The following is a 17,818-nucleotide window of genomic DNA, read 5'->3' on the forward strand; positions in this document are numbered from 1 at the left end:
ACCTATCACTGAAGCTAGGAGTTCGAATGCGCAAAAGACTCATTACTGCGGGGACGATTTCGCTCGCCGTCGCAGCGTCGCTCCTCCTGCCCACCGCCGCCGAGGCCACTACGGTCACGGACATCTACGCCTCGCCTGGGGGTACGGGGACCGCGTGCACCGTCGTCGCCCCCTGCTCGATCTACCAGGCGAAGACGAACGCTCGCGCCGTCGCCGCCATCGGTACCGACGACATCGTCGTGCACCTCTTTGGGGGCACCTACTGGATGACGTACACGCTGAACCTCGACATGACGGATCAGCCACTTAACGGCCATTCGCTGACCTACGAGAACTACGACAGCAATCCCCCGATCTTGGATTCCGGTCAGGCCGTGACGGGATGGACGCTCCACGACGCGACTGCCGGCATCTATCAGGCCTCAGTCGGAGCGCTCGACTTCCGCCAGATCTACGACGGCAGCACACGGGGTATCCGAGCCCGCTATCCGAACGTCACGGACGCAGCGACCGCCGGCCCATACCTCACTGTGACGTCGACGAACACGTCGACCGTCACGGTCCCGACAGCGGATCTCCCGTCGATCTCATCGTACAGCGGGGTCGAAATGGTGAAGCTGGACAACTGGCGAGATAAGCACCTGCGCATCGACTCGGTTGCCGCCACAAGCACTCCGGGACAGTCCGAGGTCTCCTTCATGTCACCCGAATCGTCGAACACACTCTTCGGGTCGTTCCCCCAGCCGACGAGCTACTACTTCCTGGAGAACTCGTACGACTTCATCGACGCAGCAGGCGAGTGGTACCTCGATACTTCGAGCACGCCGCACACGCTGTACTACAAGCCGGCAAACGGCCTCGCCCCCGCTGACGGGCAGGTCATCGTTCCCCGCGGGCAGACCACGATGCAGCTTTACGGTGCGTCGATCACCAACCCGATGACTAACATCACCGTGAAAGGCTTGACGTTCCAACACACCAACTGGACCCAGCCGAACCAGTTCGGCTATGTCACCGGCCAAGCGGCGATCGAGCTGACGACAAACGGGAACTCGACGATCCCGGGCGCCGTGCAGATGACCAACGTGACCAACTCCACGTTCGAGAACAACACCATCAGGGACACCGGCGCCCAGGGCCTGTTGGTCTTCGGCAACACGTCCGGGATCACCGTCGATCACAACACCGTGACGGATACGGCTGCGGGAGGCATCTACTTCGACTCCGGAACAGCGGCTCGTCGCACCTCGGAGAACCAGACGGTCACGAACAACACCGTGAGCTACGTCGGCCGGGACTATTCGGACGCAGCAGGAATCCTGACTACGTTCATCAACAACTCGACGCTATCCCACAACGACATCAGCAACGGGCGCTACTCAGGCATCAGCATGGGCTGGTCTTGGAATGACGGCGACACCGGCGCCAGCAACTACAACACCATCAGTGGAAACCGGATCAGCAACGTCATGACGCTGCTAGATGATGGCGCCGACATCTACACGCTGGGAAAGATGGCCGGGACGACGATCTCCGGCAACTACGTGTCGAACACGCTCCGCTCCAGCTGGGCCGGCCCGTACAACGTTGCGGGTATCTATCTCGACAACGGCAGCACTGGCAAGACCGTGGAAGGGAACGTGATCGACAACGTTACCGCGTCGTTCTTTGCTTACAACCCGCCGAACCATGACAACTACATCACGGACAACTGGTACAACTCCGCGTTGGGAACGATCGGCACTCTCAACACAGTGTCAGGAAACACCGCGGTCACCGGATCTGCGTGGCCTGTCGACGCGCAAGCCGTGATCGACAATGCCGGCGTACTCCCCTGACCGTCGGCGAAATGGAGGTGCCCCAGCGCGATTGCGTTGGGGCACCTTTCGTTTAGTCGTCAAAACGGGCGCTTTGGGCAATTTGTCGATTTCGCTCCAGGAGCATACGTACGTCCGACCCTCCGCCCGATGAACCCGGCACCCTGGTGTCTGCAGGTGGCCATGGAAGGTGCTCCGCACCTGCGATTCCCGGCTCTTGTAGGTCGTGGTTGTCGGAACCCCCGCCCTCCGGGTCGGCCGCACGACGGCGCAAGTGCGCCGAAATCGGCGAAAGAACGATGAGAGAGGTAGGGATCATGGACGGCAAGGTCATCACCCGGAGCGCGGAGGAACGACAGGCAGAGGCGGAGGCACTGCATGCGTCGATCGTGGAGCAGGTCGAGCAGCGCGCGGACAGCGGCCAGTGGCGGGCGTTCCTGGAGTTCGCTCGTTCCTTCCACAACTACAGCCTGAACAACCTCCTGCTGATCCTGGCCCAGGACTCAACCGCGACGATGGTCGCCGGGTTCCGGCAGTGGCAGGCCAAGGTAGACACGTTCGCCGGGGAGAGAATTCCATCAAGATCTTCGGGTACCGGGAGAAGACGCGGATCCGAGACGACGAAACAAGCGATGCAACCAAGAGCGAGGCGCGACTGGTGCGGTACTTTCCCACCCTCTCCGTTTTCGACATCGCCCAGACCGACCAGATCGAAGGGGCCGAGGTGCTGCCCGAGGATCCCACCCGACGCCTTCAAGGTAGCGACGACCACGGTGTCATCACTCCCCTAACAACTCACCTCGAGTCGAATGGATGGAGCATCCACAGAGCTGCGCTCGCCAGCGCAAGTGGATATACCGCCCCCGAATCGCACAGGGTGACCCTGGCAGAGAACCTCACGGTCGAGCAGGCCGCGAAGACGCTCATCCACGAAACCGCGCACATCGAACTCCACCACATCGACGACGTCGACCAGTACCACGCACACCGGGGTCGGATGGAAGTAGAAGCCGAATCCGTCGCCTACATCGTCGCCGGTCTGTCTAGATTTGACACCAGCGCGTACAGCATCGGCTACATCACTGGGTGGGCAGACGAAGATGTCACGGTCATCCGAGACACGGCAGCTCGCGTCTTGAAGACGGCACACACCATCTCGGAGATTCTTGAACACCACGAATAGTTCTCCGCACTCGAAAACGCCCCGACCCCCGGGCTGGGGCGTTTTCGAGTGCGGAGATCATTTCGTCGATAACCCGGCGCCCTCGGCGACGAGATGATGCGCGGGAGAAGAATGCGGGAAGGGGAGACGGGAAAGAAGGAGGGGAAGTCGGAGGGACGGAATCGACGGAGATAAAGAGACGGGACAAGGAATGAAGAGACAAAGGAGAAGAAGAAACAAGAGAAACAGCGAATGCACGCAGGCACTTAAGTGGCACGGCCCGCGTTAGCCCGCTTTCGAACGGTTCCCCCGCCCACCTGGTTGCAGCGATTTTGCGCAATGCCGGCGCTGAAAGTTGGGCGTTGCGGGACCAAAATACTCGCGCAGTCGCTCCCCGAGGTGCCATCGAGTCCCATCGATTGCTCTAGTCGGTCCAGTTGACGGAGGTGAACATCGCGCCCGAGGCGGTGAACGAGGTGATCGACCCTTCGACCTTCGCTTCGATCGCCCCCGTGGAGGTGATCTCACCTGTCTCGCCGGTTGCCGGAATCGAGTAGTCGGCGTGGAACGTGACATCTCCGGGCGTCGGCGTCGTCACCGGCCAGCACCCGCCGGCGCTCACGTCCGCCGTGGTGGGTGTGCGGCATCCGAAATCCCAGCCTCCGATTGCGATCGTCGGCCGAGATTGCACCTGCCAGGACTGGTTCGCCCACACTTCGCCCGGTTCGGCACCGGAGGTCAGCCAGAAGGAGCATCGCGTCGGGTGGAATGCCGGATCGGCCACGCACGTGTCGAACCAGCCGTTGGCGGCGGCCGTTGCAGCGTCCTTACCCTTCGCGGTCAGCGTCGCTGGAACCTGGAACCGATCGGAGTGGTCGAAACCGCCGACGGAAACCGCAGCACTCGGCAAGGTGAACCACGGCGACTGCGACATGATGGCGAGCGGATACTTTCCCGGGAATGCGTGGATCCGCTGCACCGCACCCTTCCACCCGAGGGAACTCCGGAAAGGGTCGCATCGATGCGGCCGGGCGCACCGAGAGTGATCTCTACGGTTGTAAGGGCCACCGGACGAAGCTTCCACGTGTCCAGACTCAGAAGGCTGACGGGATTGCTCTTCTTGCTCAGTTCGAACTTCGCTGTCGTCGAGCCGCTTTTTGCTGGATGCGCGCTTCGACCGTCGAGCCGTCTCCGACCGTGCGCGTTTTGAGGATGCGGAAACCGGTCATCCGATCCGTCGCATGGCTGTAGGCCTTATCGGTGAGCAGAACCTCCGCCGGTTTTGGGGCGCGCCCTTCCATTCGCAGCGCGGTTGAGATGTCACCGCGCTCCACGTGCGACAGGTACGCCGAGACGATCGCCGACGGCTGAGAGGCTTCGCGGGCACTGAAGAACATCACCACCACCGTGGCGCCCAGCCCCAGGCAGAGCGCCGCGGCGAACGCCCCGATCACCATCCAAAGTCGAGTGTGCGTCGTCATCCGATTCCCCCTGATCGAAGTAGTGCGAGCCACAGCCTAGCGGCGGGTCGCGGGTCCGCCCGTCACACGCGTCTGGCGCTCATCCAGCTCGGCGCGCAGATCGACCGCTCACCTCGACACCAGCGGGGGACGCTTCCGCGGACCCAAAGGTTTTCGACCGTGCGCCACTCGGGGGCGACGATTGCCCGTGGCATGCGATCGGAGCACCGGCCGTCCCGTAAGTGGATCCCTCAGTGGGCTGGTTTCCACATGAGCCATTTGCGTTTGACCTCGTCGGCAACGTCGACCTTGAAGCGCTCGGCGATGAGGAGCACCTGCGCAAGCACATCTGCGACTTCGGCGCGAAAATCGTCGTCGAGCTCAACAGACGTGCGCCCTTTATCTCGTGTCGGCCCGCCCGCGCGAGATACGCCTGCGTCAGCTCACCGACTTCCTCATTGAGCTTCAGCACAAACCAATCGTCGGTCCGATCGATGCTGTGCCGCTCGGCGTAGTAGACCGACACGGACTCGACCTCGTGCTGCAACTCTTCAATCTGCATCCCCGCAGCATTGCAGCCACACCGCGGCCGCATGGCCGCCCGTTAGCCGGTCCTCGACTGCGACAACTCGCCCGAATCAATGTGGTCGCACGTGCTCAAACAGTTCGTTTCGTAAGCGGATCCTTCAACGGGCGAGGGCCGGGCGGTCACCGGATGTGTTGCAGTCCGATACGGAGGCGGCGCAGTTGATACTTCGCGGGATGCAGCCGCGGCATGGCGAGCTTCACCCCGGCGTTATCTGCGATCCACTCGACAACCTCGTCCGTCGTGCGGTCGTCGGTGTGCACATGAGTGGCATAGCGGCTCTGGGCAAGAGCGGCGACGCAACGCGGGATCTGTTGCATTGCCCAGGTCTCGCGACGCCGGCCCGACCGGATGAACGCGATGCGCGTACTCAGTCGCTTCAACAGCGTCTCGGGGCTGGCGATGAGCGCATAGTGCCGCACGTCCACACCACGGGAACGAAGCCCCCGACGATCTCATCAAAGTAGTCGTCTCGCACGATCGTCATGGGTACCAGTACGGGACCAGCGTGTGCTGTCTCAGCCTGCTGCAAGATCTCGACTAGGGCACTGCGCCACTGAGCGAGGTCCTGGAAGTCTGTGCGGGCTGTCGCTGGAAGAGTGCGCTGAAGCGCGAACCCAAGCAACTCGGGATCCGCCACATGCGCATTCACAAGCCGACGCTGCAGCTCGAAGGCGGTCTGCGTCTTCCCCGCACCGAATGCACCATTGATCCAGATCAACACGCCCGGAGCCTATACCGCGTACGAGTCGGTGCACCGAACCCCGGTCAGCAGCGTGCCCGTGAGCCGATCCGCTTACGAAACGAACTGCTTACGCACGTGCGACCAGATTGATTCGTGCGAGTTGTTGCAGTCGAGGACCCTCTACCGGGCAGTCCGAACCTGGGGCGCTAGACGGGCTGGTAGTCAGACTCTGCGGAACGGTCCAGGTACGCCCGAATGCGGTAATGCACATCTGGCGCCGGGTTCTTGACGACGAGTTCTGGGATTTCGCGTCTCACGCCCATCCGCAAGAGAGTCCGGAAGGTCACCGGATCGATGCCGGTCGGAGCCACTGCCCCGTTTCCAGGCTTCTACTGGGAGCGGGGCTTTTTGGTGCGCTCTGTACTCCGCCGTTGGAGCCAGTACTGCTTCTCGTCGATCACGAATCGGCGGGCGGGTCGGACTCGCCCTGCCAGAAGTTCCACTTGTAGCCCCACGGGTCGATGACGGTGAAGGTCAGCGGCCCATACGGTTGTTTCTGGACTGCGCTGATTGGAGCATTGCTGTCGGCTTCGGCGACTCGCGCGCGGTAGGCGACGATGTCGTCGACATGGACGATGAGAAGGGCGCCGGCGCCTTCGCCGATACGCGGCGGCCGTCCCGAGACCGATACGCGACTTGTCCCGATAAGGATGTCGGCCTCTTTGGTCGAGGGTCCACCCAGCCGCCAGCGGGTCGTTGGCCCGAACTCGAGCACGCGCTCGAGCCAGTCGAGCGCGGCGTCGGCGTCTTCGTAGTACAAATACGGGATCACTTCGCTGAAGGCCATCTCGCGCCTCTCTCGTCGTACAGATCCAAGCATTCGGTCGACGACCGCGACGAGCGCTGCCGGTCGGCCATCCACTCCTCCAGCACGCGAGGCGGAGCCGGTCTCGCGATGAAGTATCCCTGCGCCCGATCGCAGCCCGCCTCGCGAACGAGGTCGAGTTGACCCGCCGTCTCGACGCCCTCCGCGACGACTCTCATTCCGGAGAGCCGGGCGGCGTTCACCGCCGCTTCGATGGCCCGGCGGTCCTCGCGGGCCACCATGCTGCGGTCGAGCTTCAGCTCGCCCGCGTGCAGCGTCGCAGCCCGTTCCAAAGTGGAGTGCCCTGTGCCGAAATCGTCGATGGAAACGGTGATTCCCCACTCGCGGACGATATCGAGCCGCGTGGCAAGCGCATCCGGATCGATCAGCTTCTGCGCCTCGGTGACTTCCAGGATCAGGTTCCGCGCCGGCATCCCGGTGACCGCGATCTGGCGTTCGAGGTCGTCGAAGAAGGCGTCGGTCGCCAGCTGAAGTGGAGACACATTCACGGCGATTGCGAGGTCCTCACCTCGGTCGTGCCACGTTCGTCCGTACCGACAGCACTCCGCGAGCGAGAACCGGCCCAGATCGTGGATCGCACCGATCGACTCGGCGACCGCGACGAACTCCGATGGCGGGATCGGGCCGAGCGTCTCGTGTGTCCAGCGACTGAGTCCCTCAAGGGCTACGATGCGATCGGTACGCAAATCGATCTGAGGCTGGAAGACGATCCGGAGGCGATCTCCGGCGATCGCGTACGGCAGGTCTCGAGCGACGACATCACGCGTCGTCATCGTCCATCTCCGTGAACAGTCATCCTCGCGATGATCGCCCGTGCTGCCGGGCCGTGTCAACCGGTCTTCGATCTCCCAGCCCGAGATAGCTTCTGGTCGGCGACGTCTTAGCCAAGTAAGACAAGAATGAAGTAAGTTTTTTGCACGCGCGTCATGGCGCGACCTCAGTATGCGAAGGAGTGCGCCGTGCGAGCTGTCTCAGCAGACGAATTCCCATGCGCCCTGGCACGGCTGGATGCCAACGGGGACCTTGTCGAGGCGAACGAGCTCTTCCTGACGTGGAGCGGTCTCAGCCGAGAGAGCATCCCGGGCCAGCCTGCCTCTGCGTTCGTCGACGAGTCTCCATCCGACGGCTCGGACCTGGGCCTCATCCGACACGTCGACGGGTCACGCCGTCATGTGCTGATCAGTCGTACACGCTCTGGGGACGGTGAACTGCTAGCGGTGATGGATGCCACCGCCCGGGCCGCATACGAAGGCGAGCTCACTCAGACCTGGGCTCTACAGGAACGCACGAGAGCCCGCCTGGAGCTCATCATCGAAGCCTCGATAGCGTTTTCAGCCGCAAGCAATGAGACCGATCTCTCCCGGATCCTCGCCGGCACGGCCGCTCGCGCCTACCGGGCCGAGAAGTCGGCCGTCTTCCTCCGCGACGAACAGGACGCCCTCCACCTGGTAGCCGGAACCGACGCGCTTGAAGGCGCGATCGACACGAGCACCGTCCTTTCGCAGCTCGTCGACAGCGGGCACGTCCAGACCATCAGCGGAATCGAGGGCGCGCACGCGTTCTCACCAGCTCTCGCGGACGCGTTCAGATCGTCCGGCGTGCACTCGATCCTCGTCTCGCCCATCCGTCGCGACGGCATCCGATTCGGAGTCTTCGCGTGCTACTTCCTGCACCCGCGCATATTCGACAGCGAAGCGGCGCCGCTCGCCGACGCGCTCGCGGGACAAGCGGCACAGATCGCGACCTCCCTCCGACTGCAGCATCAACTCGAGCACGCCGCCACGCACGACGAGGTGACCGGACTGCCCAACCGCCGCCGGCTGGAAGCGCACCTGACGGAGTACCAGGCCGAGTCCGAGCTTGCCCGGGGTGACTCGGTCGTGGCCGCGCTCTTCGTCGATCTGGACGGCTTCAAAACCGTCAACGACGACTACGGCCATCACGCCGGGGACCGGCTCCTCAACGAGGTCGGAACGCGCCTCCGTCAGGCGGTGCGCCAACACGACTTCGTCAGCAGATACGGCGGCGACGAGTTCGTCATCGTCTGCGAAGTCCCCGACATCGGATTGGCGCACGACATCGCCGAACGGATCAGGAACGCCATCGCAAGACCATACTCAGGACTGCCGGCGTCGCTGCCCATCCACGCCAGCATCGGCATTGCGCTCGCGGAAAACCGCTCTCGCGACTGGGACCCTGACGAACTGATCCGCCTTGCCGATCATGCGATGTACCGGGCTAAGAACTCCGGCGGTAACCGCATCGACCTCGCACCGTCGGCGTGATGCGTCCAGCGATTCTGGCGGCCGCCCTCGAGGACCTGTCCGGGCCCATCCACCCCGCCATTGTTTGACAACAATTTGACGACAACGGCTGAGATAACCAATTCAATGTCACACGGAACATCAAGCCTCGCCCCAAATAAATATGCTGCCGAAACCGTAGAGTCGCGTCGATGCGGCGCAGGCTCCCGCGCCCGACCCGCGCACAAGCGTTGCCTAGCGGGCGAGTCCGGGCGGCAGGAGCTCGAGTAGCTGATCGATGAGTTCGTCGCGGTCGGGTGCGTCTTCTTCCAGCCACAGCATGAACGCCCGCACCGTTCCTGCGCTGACGTAGGCGGTCAGCACGTCGATCTTGCTCGCCGGGAGGTCTCGGTATTCGAGTGCGACGGTCCTGCCGGTGAGCCGCATGAATTCCGCCACGAGGCGCTCGATGACAGCCCCGCGTGACCCGATCCGGATCGCATAGCGGATAACGTCGCGGCCGGAATCGAACGCCTCCGCCAGGCGGGCGAGCCCGGCGCGCGCGATCGTTCGCCTGTCCGCTTCATGTGCCGACCTTCGGCTGAGGTCGAGTTCGGCGGTAGCTGCGAACGCCTCGGTGATCGTGAAGAGCGCGAGATCCTCGATCGTCGCGAAATGCGTGTAGAAGGTACTTCGTCCCACTCCGGCCTGCCGACAGATCCAGGTCACACTGGGTGACTCCAGGTCCAAGTCGGCGGCGGCGCGCAAGGCCTCGACGAGGCTCCGCCTGGTCTGCACCGCTTTGACGTGGTCGGTCGCTTCCCGGTCGGCTCGACGCAGAGTTTGGGGATTGCTCACGAAACCCTCCTGAATCGATAGACAGTGTCTATTTGTGGGTAGTGTAGCCCGTAAATCGAGCGAAAGGCAGGAACATGAAGGCATGGGTTCTAGACGAGGTCCACGGTTCGTTGCGAAAGGCCGATGTCGCGAAACCAACTCCGGGCGCTGGCCAGGTGCTGGTCAAGGTCAAGGCGTCCGGGCTATGCCACAGTGACGTGGGATACATGGAGGGTGTCATCCCGCTCGCCATTCCCCTTCCGGTGATCCTGGGCCACGAGGCGTCCGGAATCATCGAGGTAGTCGGCGAAGGCGTGGAAGGCTGGAACGTCGGCGACGCCGTGGCCAGCGCGATCTCCGGCGACGACTCCCCCGGGGTCACGCGCGACGGCGCCTACGCGGAGTACATCATCGTGAACGCGAGCAAGCTCGTGCGCCTCCCCGACGGCATGGACTGGGCACAGGCCGCGGCCGCGACCGACGCCGGCGTCACCTCGTACACGGGCGTCATCGTGTTCGGCCAGATCAAGGCCGGCGACCGGGTCGGCATCGTTGGCCTCGGCGGTCTGGGCATGACGGGCGCGCGGATCGCCGTCGTCGCCGGCGCTACCGTCTACGGCGTCGAACCACGCGAGGCGCTCTGGGAGCGCGCGAATGAGATCGGCGTCACCGAGGTGGTCGCAGACGTCTCCGAACTGGAGGGGCGCGACCTCGACGTCATCGTCGACTTCGCCGGATTCGGCACGACGACCGCCGGCGCGATCCGGGCCGTCAAATTCGGCGGCCGCGTCGTCCTCATCGGCCTCGGAAAGGCCGAGGTTACCTTCAACTCCATCGACCTCGTCGGTCGCGCGATCGACCTCCAGGGCGGCACACCCGTGGGAGACCCCGCGCACTTGCAGGCTGTTAGCGACATGGTCGCCGCGGGAGATCTCGCCGTGAAAGCCGAGGTCATCGACTTCGACGCGATCCCCGACGGCCTCGCGCGGCTGCAGCGCGGCGAAGTGAACGGACGACTGGTGGCGTCGATATCCTGACCATCCACAGGCTTGTCTGGCGCGGTCACTATCAGCCTGGCAACAAGGGGGATTCAGCCCGGTGATCCGGGTTCCATCGGTGTCACAGTCATTGATCCGCTACCGAACGGGAAAGGGAACAGCACGGTTCCTCCTACCGTCGGCATTGGCGAGGTTTGAAACCATACGATCGCGATGAGCATCGACACCACGACGATCCCGACGGCGACAATGGTCCCGCGGTTCATCGCGCGAAGGGCCATCTCGATATTGACGGCCCGCGCCGCGCGGGTCAGCGCGATGACGACGGTCAGGGCGATGGCGAGATAGATCAAGGGGCTGGGATGCAGTGCCAGCTGCACGCACTGCGGCTGCACGGTCGTCGGGTCACCGTTGCCATCGAGATAGCCGCCGTCCGACGTGAACCCGCCCGGGCAGCTCCCTTTGGAGGCGACCAACGACGAGTACACGGCCGCCGCCCCCAGCGCCCACAGCACGAGGGTGCGCGCCCGCCGCAGAACCGGACCTGACGTGAATCCGGAACGATCTGGCGTTCCGGCGCCTTGCGTAGCCGCCTCATCGCCCTGCACTGCGTGCGGATCCATCCCCATTGGTGCCCCCATCAACTCGGTGCTCCATCCTGGCATGGACGCTGCCTTACAGCGCCGTGCAGAGAGGAACCCGCTGCGTCGAGGTTGCCAGTGGCCACCCGGACTGGGGCGAGGCACGATTCCGCCGGCCCGGTAGCCTTCGAATCATGGGGGTAAGGATCGAACGATCGGCGGGGTGGATCTACTTCTGCTGGTCAGCGGGTGTGCTGGTCACCTGGCTGCTCATCACCTTCGGTCCGTTCTGGCATCGCACCGAACTGTCGGACCGTGAATACGACAGCGTCCCTCTGCACCGGTCCGAATACGTGCAGATCTTTCTGGGCTCGCTGCTGGTGGCCGCCCTCTACGGGTGCGTCACGCTGGTCTTCCTCTTGTCGCGGAAACGAACCGGACGCATGTCGATCGTGTTCGCCACCGCTGCGGTGGTCATCGGATGGCTCTCGTGGATACTGACCGTCATCTCGCTCTCCTTCGCTCACTCGGACTGCGCAAACGACTGCGTCGCCTACATCCCGAACCAGGCGGCTACGCGGACGATCGAGGCTCTATTGCTGCCGTTCGCGCTAATTCCGCCCGTCGCCTTCCTTGCCGCCGTGATCGCGGGACGAGTAGTCGAGCGCAGGCGGCTTCGGTCGATTGCGTGACCGGGGCGAGCACCACACCGCCGGCAACACGTCCCCGGCGTCACCGCAGTGAGCGGAACGTCGCACGGACTTCCTGCGAGAACAGCTCGGGCTGCTCCCAGGCGGCGAAGTGGGTTCCCCGGTCCAGTCGATTGAAGTGGACGAGGTTCGGGTAGGCCTGAACCGCCCAGCTCCGAGGTGCGGCGTAGATCTCGTCGGGAAACACGCTGACACCGGTCGGGAGTTGAACGCCCTTGGGTTGGAAGAATCCGAGCTCGCTCTCCCAGTACAGCCGGGCGGAGGAGACCGCGGTTTTGGTGAACCAGTACAGGTCGACGTTGTCCAGGATGTCGTCCCGGCTGAGTCCCTCCGACGCCCCCAGGAAGACGCGCGCGATGAGGTCGTAGCTGGCGGCATCGTGGTCGAGCATCCACGCAGCCAGTCCGACCGGCGAGTCCACGAGGGCGTAGAGGGTCTGGGGGCGACCGGCCATCTCCTGGGCGTAGCCGAGACCGTGAGCGTAGAAAAAGGCGAGCTGGTCCCACGCGCCCCGTTCTTCGGCGCTCAGATCGGCGGGAGGGTCTTGGTGCGCATCCAGTGCGGCTTGGATGCTGTCGGGGACCGTCGCAGGCATGTTGGTGTGGATGCCGACAAGCCCGGGAGGCTTGAGCAGCGCCAGCTGTTCGGTCACAGCGTTGCCCCAGTCGCCGCCTTGCGCGACATAGCGGTCGTAGCCGAGACGGGGCATGAGCTCGGCCCAGGCCTTCGCGATCCTGATCGGGTCCCACCCGGGCTTATCGGGCTTTCCGGAGAAACCGTGTCCGGGAAGAGAGGGAATGACCAGGTCGAACGCATCCGAGGCGTCCGCTCCGTAAGCGGTCGGGTCGGTGAGCGGGCCGACGATCTTGAGCTGTTCGATGACTGAGCCCGGCCAGCCGTGAGTGACGATCATCGGCAGAGCGCCCTCGTGCTTGGACTTCACGTGGATGAAGTGGATGTCGACCCCGTCGATCTCGGTGAGGAACTGGGGCAGGGCGTTGAGGCGCGCCTCGACGTTCCTCCAGTCGTGCTGCTCCAGCCAGTACTTCGCAAGAGCTTGCATCACCTCCAGCCGCACGCCTTGCGAGGCATCGTCGACGGTCTCCTTCTCGGGGAAACGGGTGTTCTGGATGCGCCGCTTCAGGTCATCAATGTCTTCTTGTGGGATCTCGACGGTGAAGGGCCGGATGGTCGTATCAGTGCTCGGTTCGGTAACAGTCATGATGACGCTCTCTCATGAAGGTCTTGCGTAGTGGGTGATGTGCGCGCGAGGCGCGAGGGTGCATCTCCAGGTAGCGGAAACGCCGGACTATCGGGAATGTCGTCGGCAGCGGATTCGTCGCGTTCGGCATCAGTATGGACCCACTTTTTCTTCCGCGGCAAGGTGCTCTCGTGCACGAGGAATATTCGCGCATCCCTCTGAGTTTCAAATCAATAGTCAGCTCGAATCAGGATGTGTCAGCGCAGCTCTGCCGGCTGCCATCGACACGCGATCTCCCATTCCGGAAAGAAGAAGTCATGACACTCGAGACAAGCCCCCTTTCCGTCCCTGCGACGAAAGCGAGAGTGCTCACGTTGCCCCCGCGGGCGCGGTTCTGGACGGCGGCCGCCGTCGCGGGTGTCGCGCTTTGGACGAGCGCGGCGCCCACCACTGCGTATCCGCTTTATGCGAGCACTTGGCACCTCACCGCCGCCGTTACCACGGCCATCTTCGCGGTTTATCCCATCGTGCTCGTCGTATTCCTGCTGATCTTCGGGCAGGTTTCAGACTTCATCGGTCGAAGGAACGCGATGCTGATTGGCGTCGGAGCTCTCTTCGCCGGCGTTCTGCTGTTCGCAATAGCGCCGTCGGTCGGCTGGGTGTTCGCCGGTCGCGCACTCATGGGGGCAGGCGTTGGTTTCGCATTGGCCCCTGCCACTGCGGCCGCCGTCGAGTTCAGCCGCAAAGGCCAGGAAAGCCGCGCATCCTCAACCGTGACGGCTGCGACGGCCGCTGGGCTTTCGCTCGCCACGATCGTCGGTGGTGGCCTCATTCAATACGCTCCCCTGCCGCTCCACCTCGACTTCTGGGTACTGCTCGTCGTTGTCGCGGTTGTGCTCGGTCTGGTGTACTTCCTCCCGAGGAACACTGCCAGCGCTTCTGAAGGCAAGTGGCGTCCACGCCCCATCAGAATCCCCGCGGGCATCCGTCTGCTCTACGCGGCTGCTGCCGCCGCCGTCACTGCCGCTTACGCTTTCGGGTCGGTTTTCCTCGCACTCGGCGCTGACGTCGCGAAGGACCTGATCGGCTCGAACAACGTCCTCATCACGGGTCTGGTGCTCGCAATCATGTCCGTGATGATCGGTGTCACCGCCGTGCTGGGACGACGCTTCGCGCCCGGCCGCCTGGTCATCGCCGGGGCGGCGGTCACCTTGGTCGATCTGGTCTTGCTCGTGCTCTCGGCACAGACGCACTCGCTGCCCCTCTTCATGATCACCGCCGTGTTCAGTGGCGCAGGCTACGGACTGCTGTTCTCAGGAGGCCTCGGCCTCATCGCGACGCACGCGCCGGCCCGTCATCGCGGCGGGACGATCTCCGCCGTGTACCTCGTCGCCTACGTCTTCCAGGGCGCGATCGCTTTCAGTCTCGGCGCGATCGCCACTGCCGCTGGGTTGGGCACCGCACTGCTCATTGGCGCAGTCGCCATCGGAGTGCTGGCAGTGGCCGCGCTCGTGCTGGCGAGTATCGTCAAGCGCGCGACCCTCGAGGAGAAGTGATGACAGCCAAGAACCGCACACGACCCAACTGCTCGATCGCCCGCACTCTCGAGATCGTCGGTGACCGCTGGTCGCTTCTGATCCTGCGCGAGGCGCACAACGGAATCACTCGCTTCGCAGACTTCCGCGACCTGCTCGCCATCGCCCCGAACATCCTGACCGCCCGTCTCAATGCACTCGTGGAGGCGGGGATACTCGAAAGGCGCGAGTACCGGGAGGACGGCGCGCGCGGACGAATCGATTACCACCTGACGCCCAGCGGGGAGGATCTCAAGCTCGTGCTTGGCGCACTTCAGCAGTGGGGGGACGTCCATGCCCCACGAAGCGAAGGCCCCACTGTGATTCGGCGGGACGTCGCGACAGGCGAGGAAATCGGCGTGGCATTCGTCGACCCGCATGGGCAGGCGGTCGACTCGGACAACGTGAACTTCGAGCCCGTCGTCGGCGGACCGGCCGACCGCTATGCCGCGTGGCGGTAGCTCTCACGCGCTGACGCGGACCCTGCGCCCCTCGAAGCCCACGATGTCGCCGACCTGCAGCTGCCGGCCGCGTCGCCGATCGACCTCGCCGTTCACGGTCACGAAGCCGTCGATGATGGCCTCTTTCACGTCCCCACCGGAGTCGAGGAGCCCGGCGAACTTCAAGAACTGTCCGAGACGGATGCCCTCGCCGCCGATCGGGACATCGTCGATCGGAGCTGGTTTGGTCATCCTCGAAGCGTAGCCGACCAGATCCCGCCCCTTAAAGCATCGGAATGGGAAGGGGATTGACGGTCCGGTCGGCGCGGGTCACGTTTGGTGTCAGATTCATCGCGGAAGGCGGAAGGATGACCGACATCGAACCAAGAAAGCTGACGATCGCAGCGGTGTGGTCGCACCCGAAGCGCGACCTCTGGATCTGCACTCGCAACGGGGACTATGCGGGAATGGTCGAACTCAATTCCGAGCATTTCGACGCCTTCGACGGCACCGGTCGGCCCTGTGGAACCCACCCTGACCTGCGCTGCGCGCAACAAGCTCTTCTCACCCGCTCAGACCCGAACGAAGGTACGGAGTAGGAAGAACGACCGCATCCGGTAGTGTCGAGCCATGATTCGCTGGGGGTTGGTCGCGTTGCCGCGACCGTCGTAGCAGTATGCGTTGTTGGACTGGTATCGGGATGCACGCTGCTCGCTCCCCCGACTCCATCGACCACGACTCCGGCGGCGATTGCTCCGGATGCCGATCCGATCGCGCAGCAGCTCCCGAACCTGCTGGTCGCCGGCCAGACGATCGGTACCGGGACGCTCCGTGTCGTCGACCATGAGCCGATCTCCAAACCCGTCGCCGAGCATCCACTGACAGGGACAGTGCGCATCGTTGTCAGGCCGGACCGGGGCATCGAAGTGCGGATCCGCCCCGACCAGCCCGCCGACCCCAGCCTGGCCGGGATCGACTTGGTGCTGACCGGCAAACGGCACGATGGCGGCCCGGAGAACATCCAAATCCAAGACCAGCGCATCTTCCCCCTGAACTCGGGGGCGAACAGCGCCGAGTCGGATGGCGAACTCGTTCTGCCGCTGGAAACCGACGCCGCGTCCCTCGGTGACCCGACGTTCCTGCACTCGATCGAGGAGTCGCCATCCGGTGACGCGCGAGTGATGGCAGCGGCAGTGATCACTTGGACGATTACCCCAGCATTCCCCGAGCTGAAGGCCGTGGACCGCGGCAGCGTGAAGAACGCTGGCGGTCGCGTGATCACCGACAACGGCACCCTCGCTTACTACGTCCCGAAGCCCGATGACACGATCTACGCCGTGGCTCGACGCTTCGGGCTCACCGAGACCCAGCTGGTCTGGCTGAATCCTGAACTCGCCAACACGTCCGCACCGCAGCTGAGAAGCGGGGTCGGCGTCAACCTCGACCCGGCCCGCCGCTGACCCTCCTTCCACCGGTCGCCGAGCGCTGGCTCGAGTGTGGAGTTATTACCGTTTTCGGGGGCCGAAAACGGTAATAACTCCACTCTCGACGAGAGCGTCGGCGCCGCGGCGCACGAGCGGACGTACGCTGAGCACATGAAGAGCATGTGGCTGTTTCTCATCCTGGGAGTGATCCTGGCGGCCGTCGGTTTGGTGTGGACCCTGCAGGGGTTCAACGTGATGCAGGGGTCGGCGATGAGCGGCTCCTCCATGTGGGCGATCATCGGCCCGATCGTGCTGATCATCGGGGTGGTGCTGATCGTCATCGCGATCGCGCGCCGTCGCCGTCGCGGAACTTCCTGACGTTCGGCGCGCCCGTTCCGTCGGTATGGAAGAGGGGGCTCGCGTCCCGAGCAGGAACCGCCTACCACGCCGGTGCGATGTTCGCGATCACGGTCCCACGAGAGGACCGATCTGATGAGCACAGAACCCGAGACCGAGACCGCCGCACCGCGCCGAGCTGACCAGGCGGCCATCCGTCAGCGGATCGAGACGCTGATCCGAGAGCTCCGAGCCAAAGACCTCGACCGACTCGCGGCGCTCTACGCACCCGACGTCGTCTCGTTCGACGTCGAGCCGCCCCTGCAGCACGTCGGGCTGCCCGCGAAGCTTCAGAACTGGTCGAACGCGTTCGCGGCCTTCCGTGAGCTGGACTACGAACTCAGAGACCTCGCTCTCGAGGTCGGCGACGTCGTCGCATTCGGGCACGGGTTCGGCCGGCTCAGTGGGACGCTCGCTACCGGGTTGGTGACGAGCGGGATGTGGGTGCGCGCCACCTTCTGCTTCCGCAAGGTCGACGACGTCTGGCTGATCGCCCACGACCACGTCTCGGTGCCGTTCGACATCCGCAGCGGAAGAGGACTGACCGACCTCGAACCGTGAGGAGCGCAGCGGCGTAGGAGAACCCTGCGGTTACGTTCGCGCGCGGCGGCTTCGGATCCCGGCGACGATCGCGGTGATGACGAAGAAGATCAGGCCGAGGATGGCCAGCCAGAGGAGGCCTTTGATCAAGAAGCCGACGAGGGCGAAGACCGCCCAGATCACGAGCAGGATGACGACGAGTACGACCATCCTTCGAGACAACTCCTGAAGGCACGCGCGGTCAAGTCGCGTGCGGTCACGACACCCTATTCATGACC

The 17,818-nt window shown here is 64.0% G+C and carries 22 protein-coding genes; 12 read left to right on the forward strand and 10 right to left on the reverse strand.

Annotation, left to right across the window (positions count from 1 at the left end; genetic code table 11):
• Positions 1-26: 26 nt before the first annotated feature.
• From ACQ86A_RS18260 to ACQ86A_RS18270, 3 genes are all read left to right on the forward strand, one after another.
• Complete coding sequence (locus ACQ86A_RS18260) at positions 27-1,838, forward strand: right-handed parallel beta-helix repeat-containing protein (protein WP_431278335.1); 1,812 nt, start codon at positions 27-29, stop codon at positions 1,836-1,838.
• 296 nt (positions 1,839-2,134) lie between these two features.
• Positions 2,135-2,608 carry a hypothetical protein gene (locus ACQ86A_RS18265; protein WP_431278336.1) on the forward strand — a complete coding sequence of 158 codons (474 nt, stop codon included), beginning with the start codon at positions 2,135-2,137 and terminating at the stop codon, positions 2,606-2,608.
• An 86-nt stretch (positions 2,609-2,694) separates the two neighbouring features.
• Positions 2,695-3,000 carry a hypothetical protein gene (locus tag ACQ86A_RS18270; protein WP_431278337.1) on the forward strand — a complete coding sequence of 102 codons (306 nt, stop codon included), beginning with the start codon at positions 2,695-2,697 and terminating at the stop codon, positions 2,998-3,000.
• Between the two features lie 403 nt (positions 3,001-3,403).
• Here the strand turns inward: ACQ86A_RS18270 and ACQ86A_RS18275 are convergent, their stop codons facing one another.
• The 5 genes from ACQ86A_RS18275 to ACQ86A_RS18295 form a co-directional block, all read right to left on the reverse strand.
• The gene (locus ACQ86A_RS18275; RefSeq protein WP_431278338.1) at positions 3,404-3,958 is read right to left on the reverse strand and encodes a hypothetical protein; all 555 of its coding nucleotides are present in this window, start codon (positions 3,956-3,958) and stop codon (positions 3,404-3,406) included.
• A gap of 145 nt (positions 3,959-4,103) precedes the next feature.
• Positions 4,104-4,436 carry a hypothetical protein gene (locus ACQ86A_RS18280; protein WP_431278339.1) on the reverse strand — a complete coding sequence of 111 codons (333 nt, stop codon included), beginning with the start codon at positions 4,434-4,436 and terminating at the stop codon, positions 4,104-4,106.
• Positions 4,437-5,147: 711 nt separating this feature from the next.
• Positions 5,148-5,453 (reverse strand): hypothetical protein, encoded by a 306-nt coding sequence (locus tag ACQ86A_RS18285; protein WP_431278340.1) that lies wholly within the window; start codon positions 5,451-5,453, stop codon positions 5,148-5,150.
• Between the two features lie 714 nt (positions 5,454-6,167).
• Positions 6,168-6,557, reverse strand: coding sequence for a VOC family protein (locus tag ACQ86A_RS18290; protein WP_431278341.1), 390 nt, complete (start codon positions 6,555-6,557; stop codon positions 6,168-6,170).
• Complete coding sequence (locus ACQ86A_RS18295; RefSeq protein WP_431278342.1) at positions 6,539-7,369, reverse strand: EAL domain-containing protein; 831 nt, start codon at positions 7,367-7,369, stop codon at positions 6,539-6,541. Before ACQ86A_RS18295 ends, ACQ86A_RS18290 begins: the two co-directional genes overlap by 19 nt.
• A 186-nt stretch (positions 7,370-7,555) precedes the next feature.
• Here ACQ86A_RS18295 and ACQ86A_RS18300 point away from each other — a divergent pair, with 186 nt between their 5' ends.
• Positions 7,556-8,881 carry a diguanylate cyclase gene (locus ACQ86A_RS18300; protein WP_431278343.1) on the forward strand — a complete coding sequence of 442 codons (1,326 nt, stop codon included), beginning with the start codon at positions 7,556-7,558 and terminating at the stop codon, positions 8,879-8,881.
• Between the two features lie 213 nt (positions 8,882-9,094).
• Here the strand turns inward: ACQ86A_RS18300 and ACQ86A_RS18305 are convergent, their stop codons facing one another.
• On the reverse strand, positions 9,095-9,697 hold the full coding sequence (locus ACQ86A_RS18305; protein WP_431278344.1) for a hypothetical protein: 603 nt from the start codon (positions 9,695-9,697) through the stop codon (positions 9,095-9,097).
• Positions 9,698-9,771: 74 nt separating this feature from the next.
• Here ACQ86A_RS18305 and ACQ86A_RS18310 point away from each other — a divergent pair, with 74 nt between their 5' ends.
• The gene (locus ACQ86A_RS18310; protein WP_431278345.1) at positions 9,772-10,713 is read left to right on the forward strand and encodes an alcohol dehydrogenase catalytic domain-containing protein; all 942 of its coding nucleotides are present in this window, start codon (positions 9,772-9,774) and stop codon (positions 10,711-10,713) included.
• Positions 10,714-10,766: 53 nt separating this feature from the next.
• Here ACQ86A_RS18310 and ACQ86A_RS18315 read toward each other — a convergent pair whose 3' ends face one another.
• Entirely contained in the window at positions 10,767-11,189 is a 423-nt protein-coding gene (locus tag ACQ86A_RS18315) for a hypothetical protein (RefSeq protein WP_431278346.1), read from the reverse strand.
• A gap of 260 nt (positions 11,190-11,449) precedes the next feature.
• On the opposite strand from ACQ86A_RS18315, the gene ACQ86A_RS18320 reads away from it, so the two are divergent.
• Positions 11,450-11,947: a hypothetical protein gene (locus ACQ86A_RS18320; RefSeq protein WP_431278347.1), complete on the forward strand. Its 498-nt coding sequence runs from the start codon at positions 11,450-11,452 to the stop codon at positions 11,945-11,947.
• A gap of 40 nt (positions 11,948-11,987) precedes the next feature.
• Here ACQ86A_RS18320 and ACQ86A_RS18325 read toward each other — a convergent pair whose 3' ends face one another.
• A complete protein-coding gene (locus ACQ86A_RS18325) occupies positions 11,988-13,187 on the reverse strand; it encodes an epoxide hydrolase family protein (protein ID WP_431278348.1) in 1,200 nt (399 codons plus the stop codon).
• 296 nt (positions 13,188-13,483) lie between these two features.
• Here ACQ86A_RS18325 and ACQ86A_RS18330 point away from each other — a divergent pair, with 296 nt between their 5' ends.
• On the forward strand, positions 13,484-14,722 hold the full coding sequence (locus ACQ86A_RS18330; RefSeq protein WP_431278349.1) for an MFS transporter: 1,239 nt from the start codon (positions 13,484-13,486) through the stop codon (positions 14,720-14,722).
• A complete protein-coding gene (locus tag ACQ86A_RS18335) occupies positions 14,722-15,201 on the forward strand; it encodes a winged helix-turn-helix transcriptional regulator (protein ID WP_431278350.1) in 480 nt (159 codons plus the stop codon). Before ACQ86A_RS18330 ends, ACQ86A_RS18335 begins: the two co-directional genes overlap by 1 nt.
• Positions 15,202-15,204: 3 nt before the next feature.
• Here ACQ86A_RS18335 and ACQ86A_RS18340 read toward each other — a convergent pair whose 3' ends face one another.
• Positions 15,205-15,432 carry an RNA-binding S4 domain-containing protein gene (locus tag ACQ86A_RS18340; RefSeq protein WP_431278351.1) on the reverse strand — a complete coding sequence of 76 codons (228 nt, stop codon included), beginning with the start codon at positions 15,430-15,432 and terminating at the stop codon, positions 15,205-15,207.
• A 116-nt stretch (positions 15,433-15,548) separates the two neighbouring features.
• On the opposite strand from ACQ86A_RS18340, the gene ACQ86A_RS18345 reads away from it, so the two are divergent.
• The 4 genes from ACQ86A_RS18345 to ACQ86A_RS18360 all read left to right on the forward strand — a co-directional run bounded on the left by ACQ86A_RS18345 (position 15,549) and on the right by ACQ86A_RS18360 (position 17,561).
• Positions 15,549-15,779 (forward strand): hypothetical protein, encoded by a 231-nt coding sequence (locus ACQ86A_RS18345; RefSeq protein ID WP_431278352.1) that lies wholly within the window; start codon positions 15,549-15,551, stop codon positions 15,777-15,779.
• A gap of 21 nt (positions 15,780-15,800) precedes the next feature.
• Complete coding sequence (locus ACQ86A_RS18350; protein ID WP_431278353.1) at positions 15,801-16,640, forward strand: LysM peptidoglycan-binding domain-containing protein; 840 nt, start codon at positions 15,801-15,803, stop codon at positions 16,638-16,640.
• Between the two features lie 135 nt (positions 16,641-16,775).
• The gene (locus tag ACQ86A_RS18355; protein WP_431278354.1) at positions 16,776-16,982 is read left to right on the forward strand and encodes a hypothetical protein; all 207 of its coding nucleotides are present in this window, start codon (positions 16,776-16,778) and stop codon (positions 16,980-16,982) included.
• A 114-nt stretch (positions 16,983-17,096) separates the two neighbouring features.
• Positions 17,097-17,561 carry a YybH family protein gene (locus ACQ86A_RS18360; protein WP_431278355.1) on the forward strand — a complete coding sequence of 155 codons (465 nt, stop codon included), beginning with the start codon at positions 17,097-17,099 and terminating at the stop codon, positions 17,559-17,561.
• A gap of 30 nt (positions 17,562-17,591) precedes the next feature.
• Here ACQ86A_RS18360 and ACQ86A_RS18365 read toward each other — a convergent pair whose 3' ends face one another.
• Positions 17,592-17,750, reverse strand: coding sequence for a hypothetical protein (locus tag ACQ86A_RS18365; protein ID WP_431278356.1), 159 nt, complete (start codon positions 17,748-17,750; stop codon positions 17,592-17,594).
• Positions 17,751-17,818: the final 68 nt, after the last annotated feature.

The sequence above is a fragment of the Leifsonia poae genome (assembly GCF_050632195.1).
GTDB lineage: Bacteria > Actinomycetota > Actinomycetes > Actinomycetales > Microbacteriaceae > Leifsonia > Leifsonia poae_C.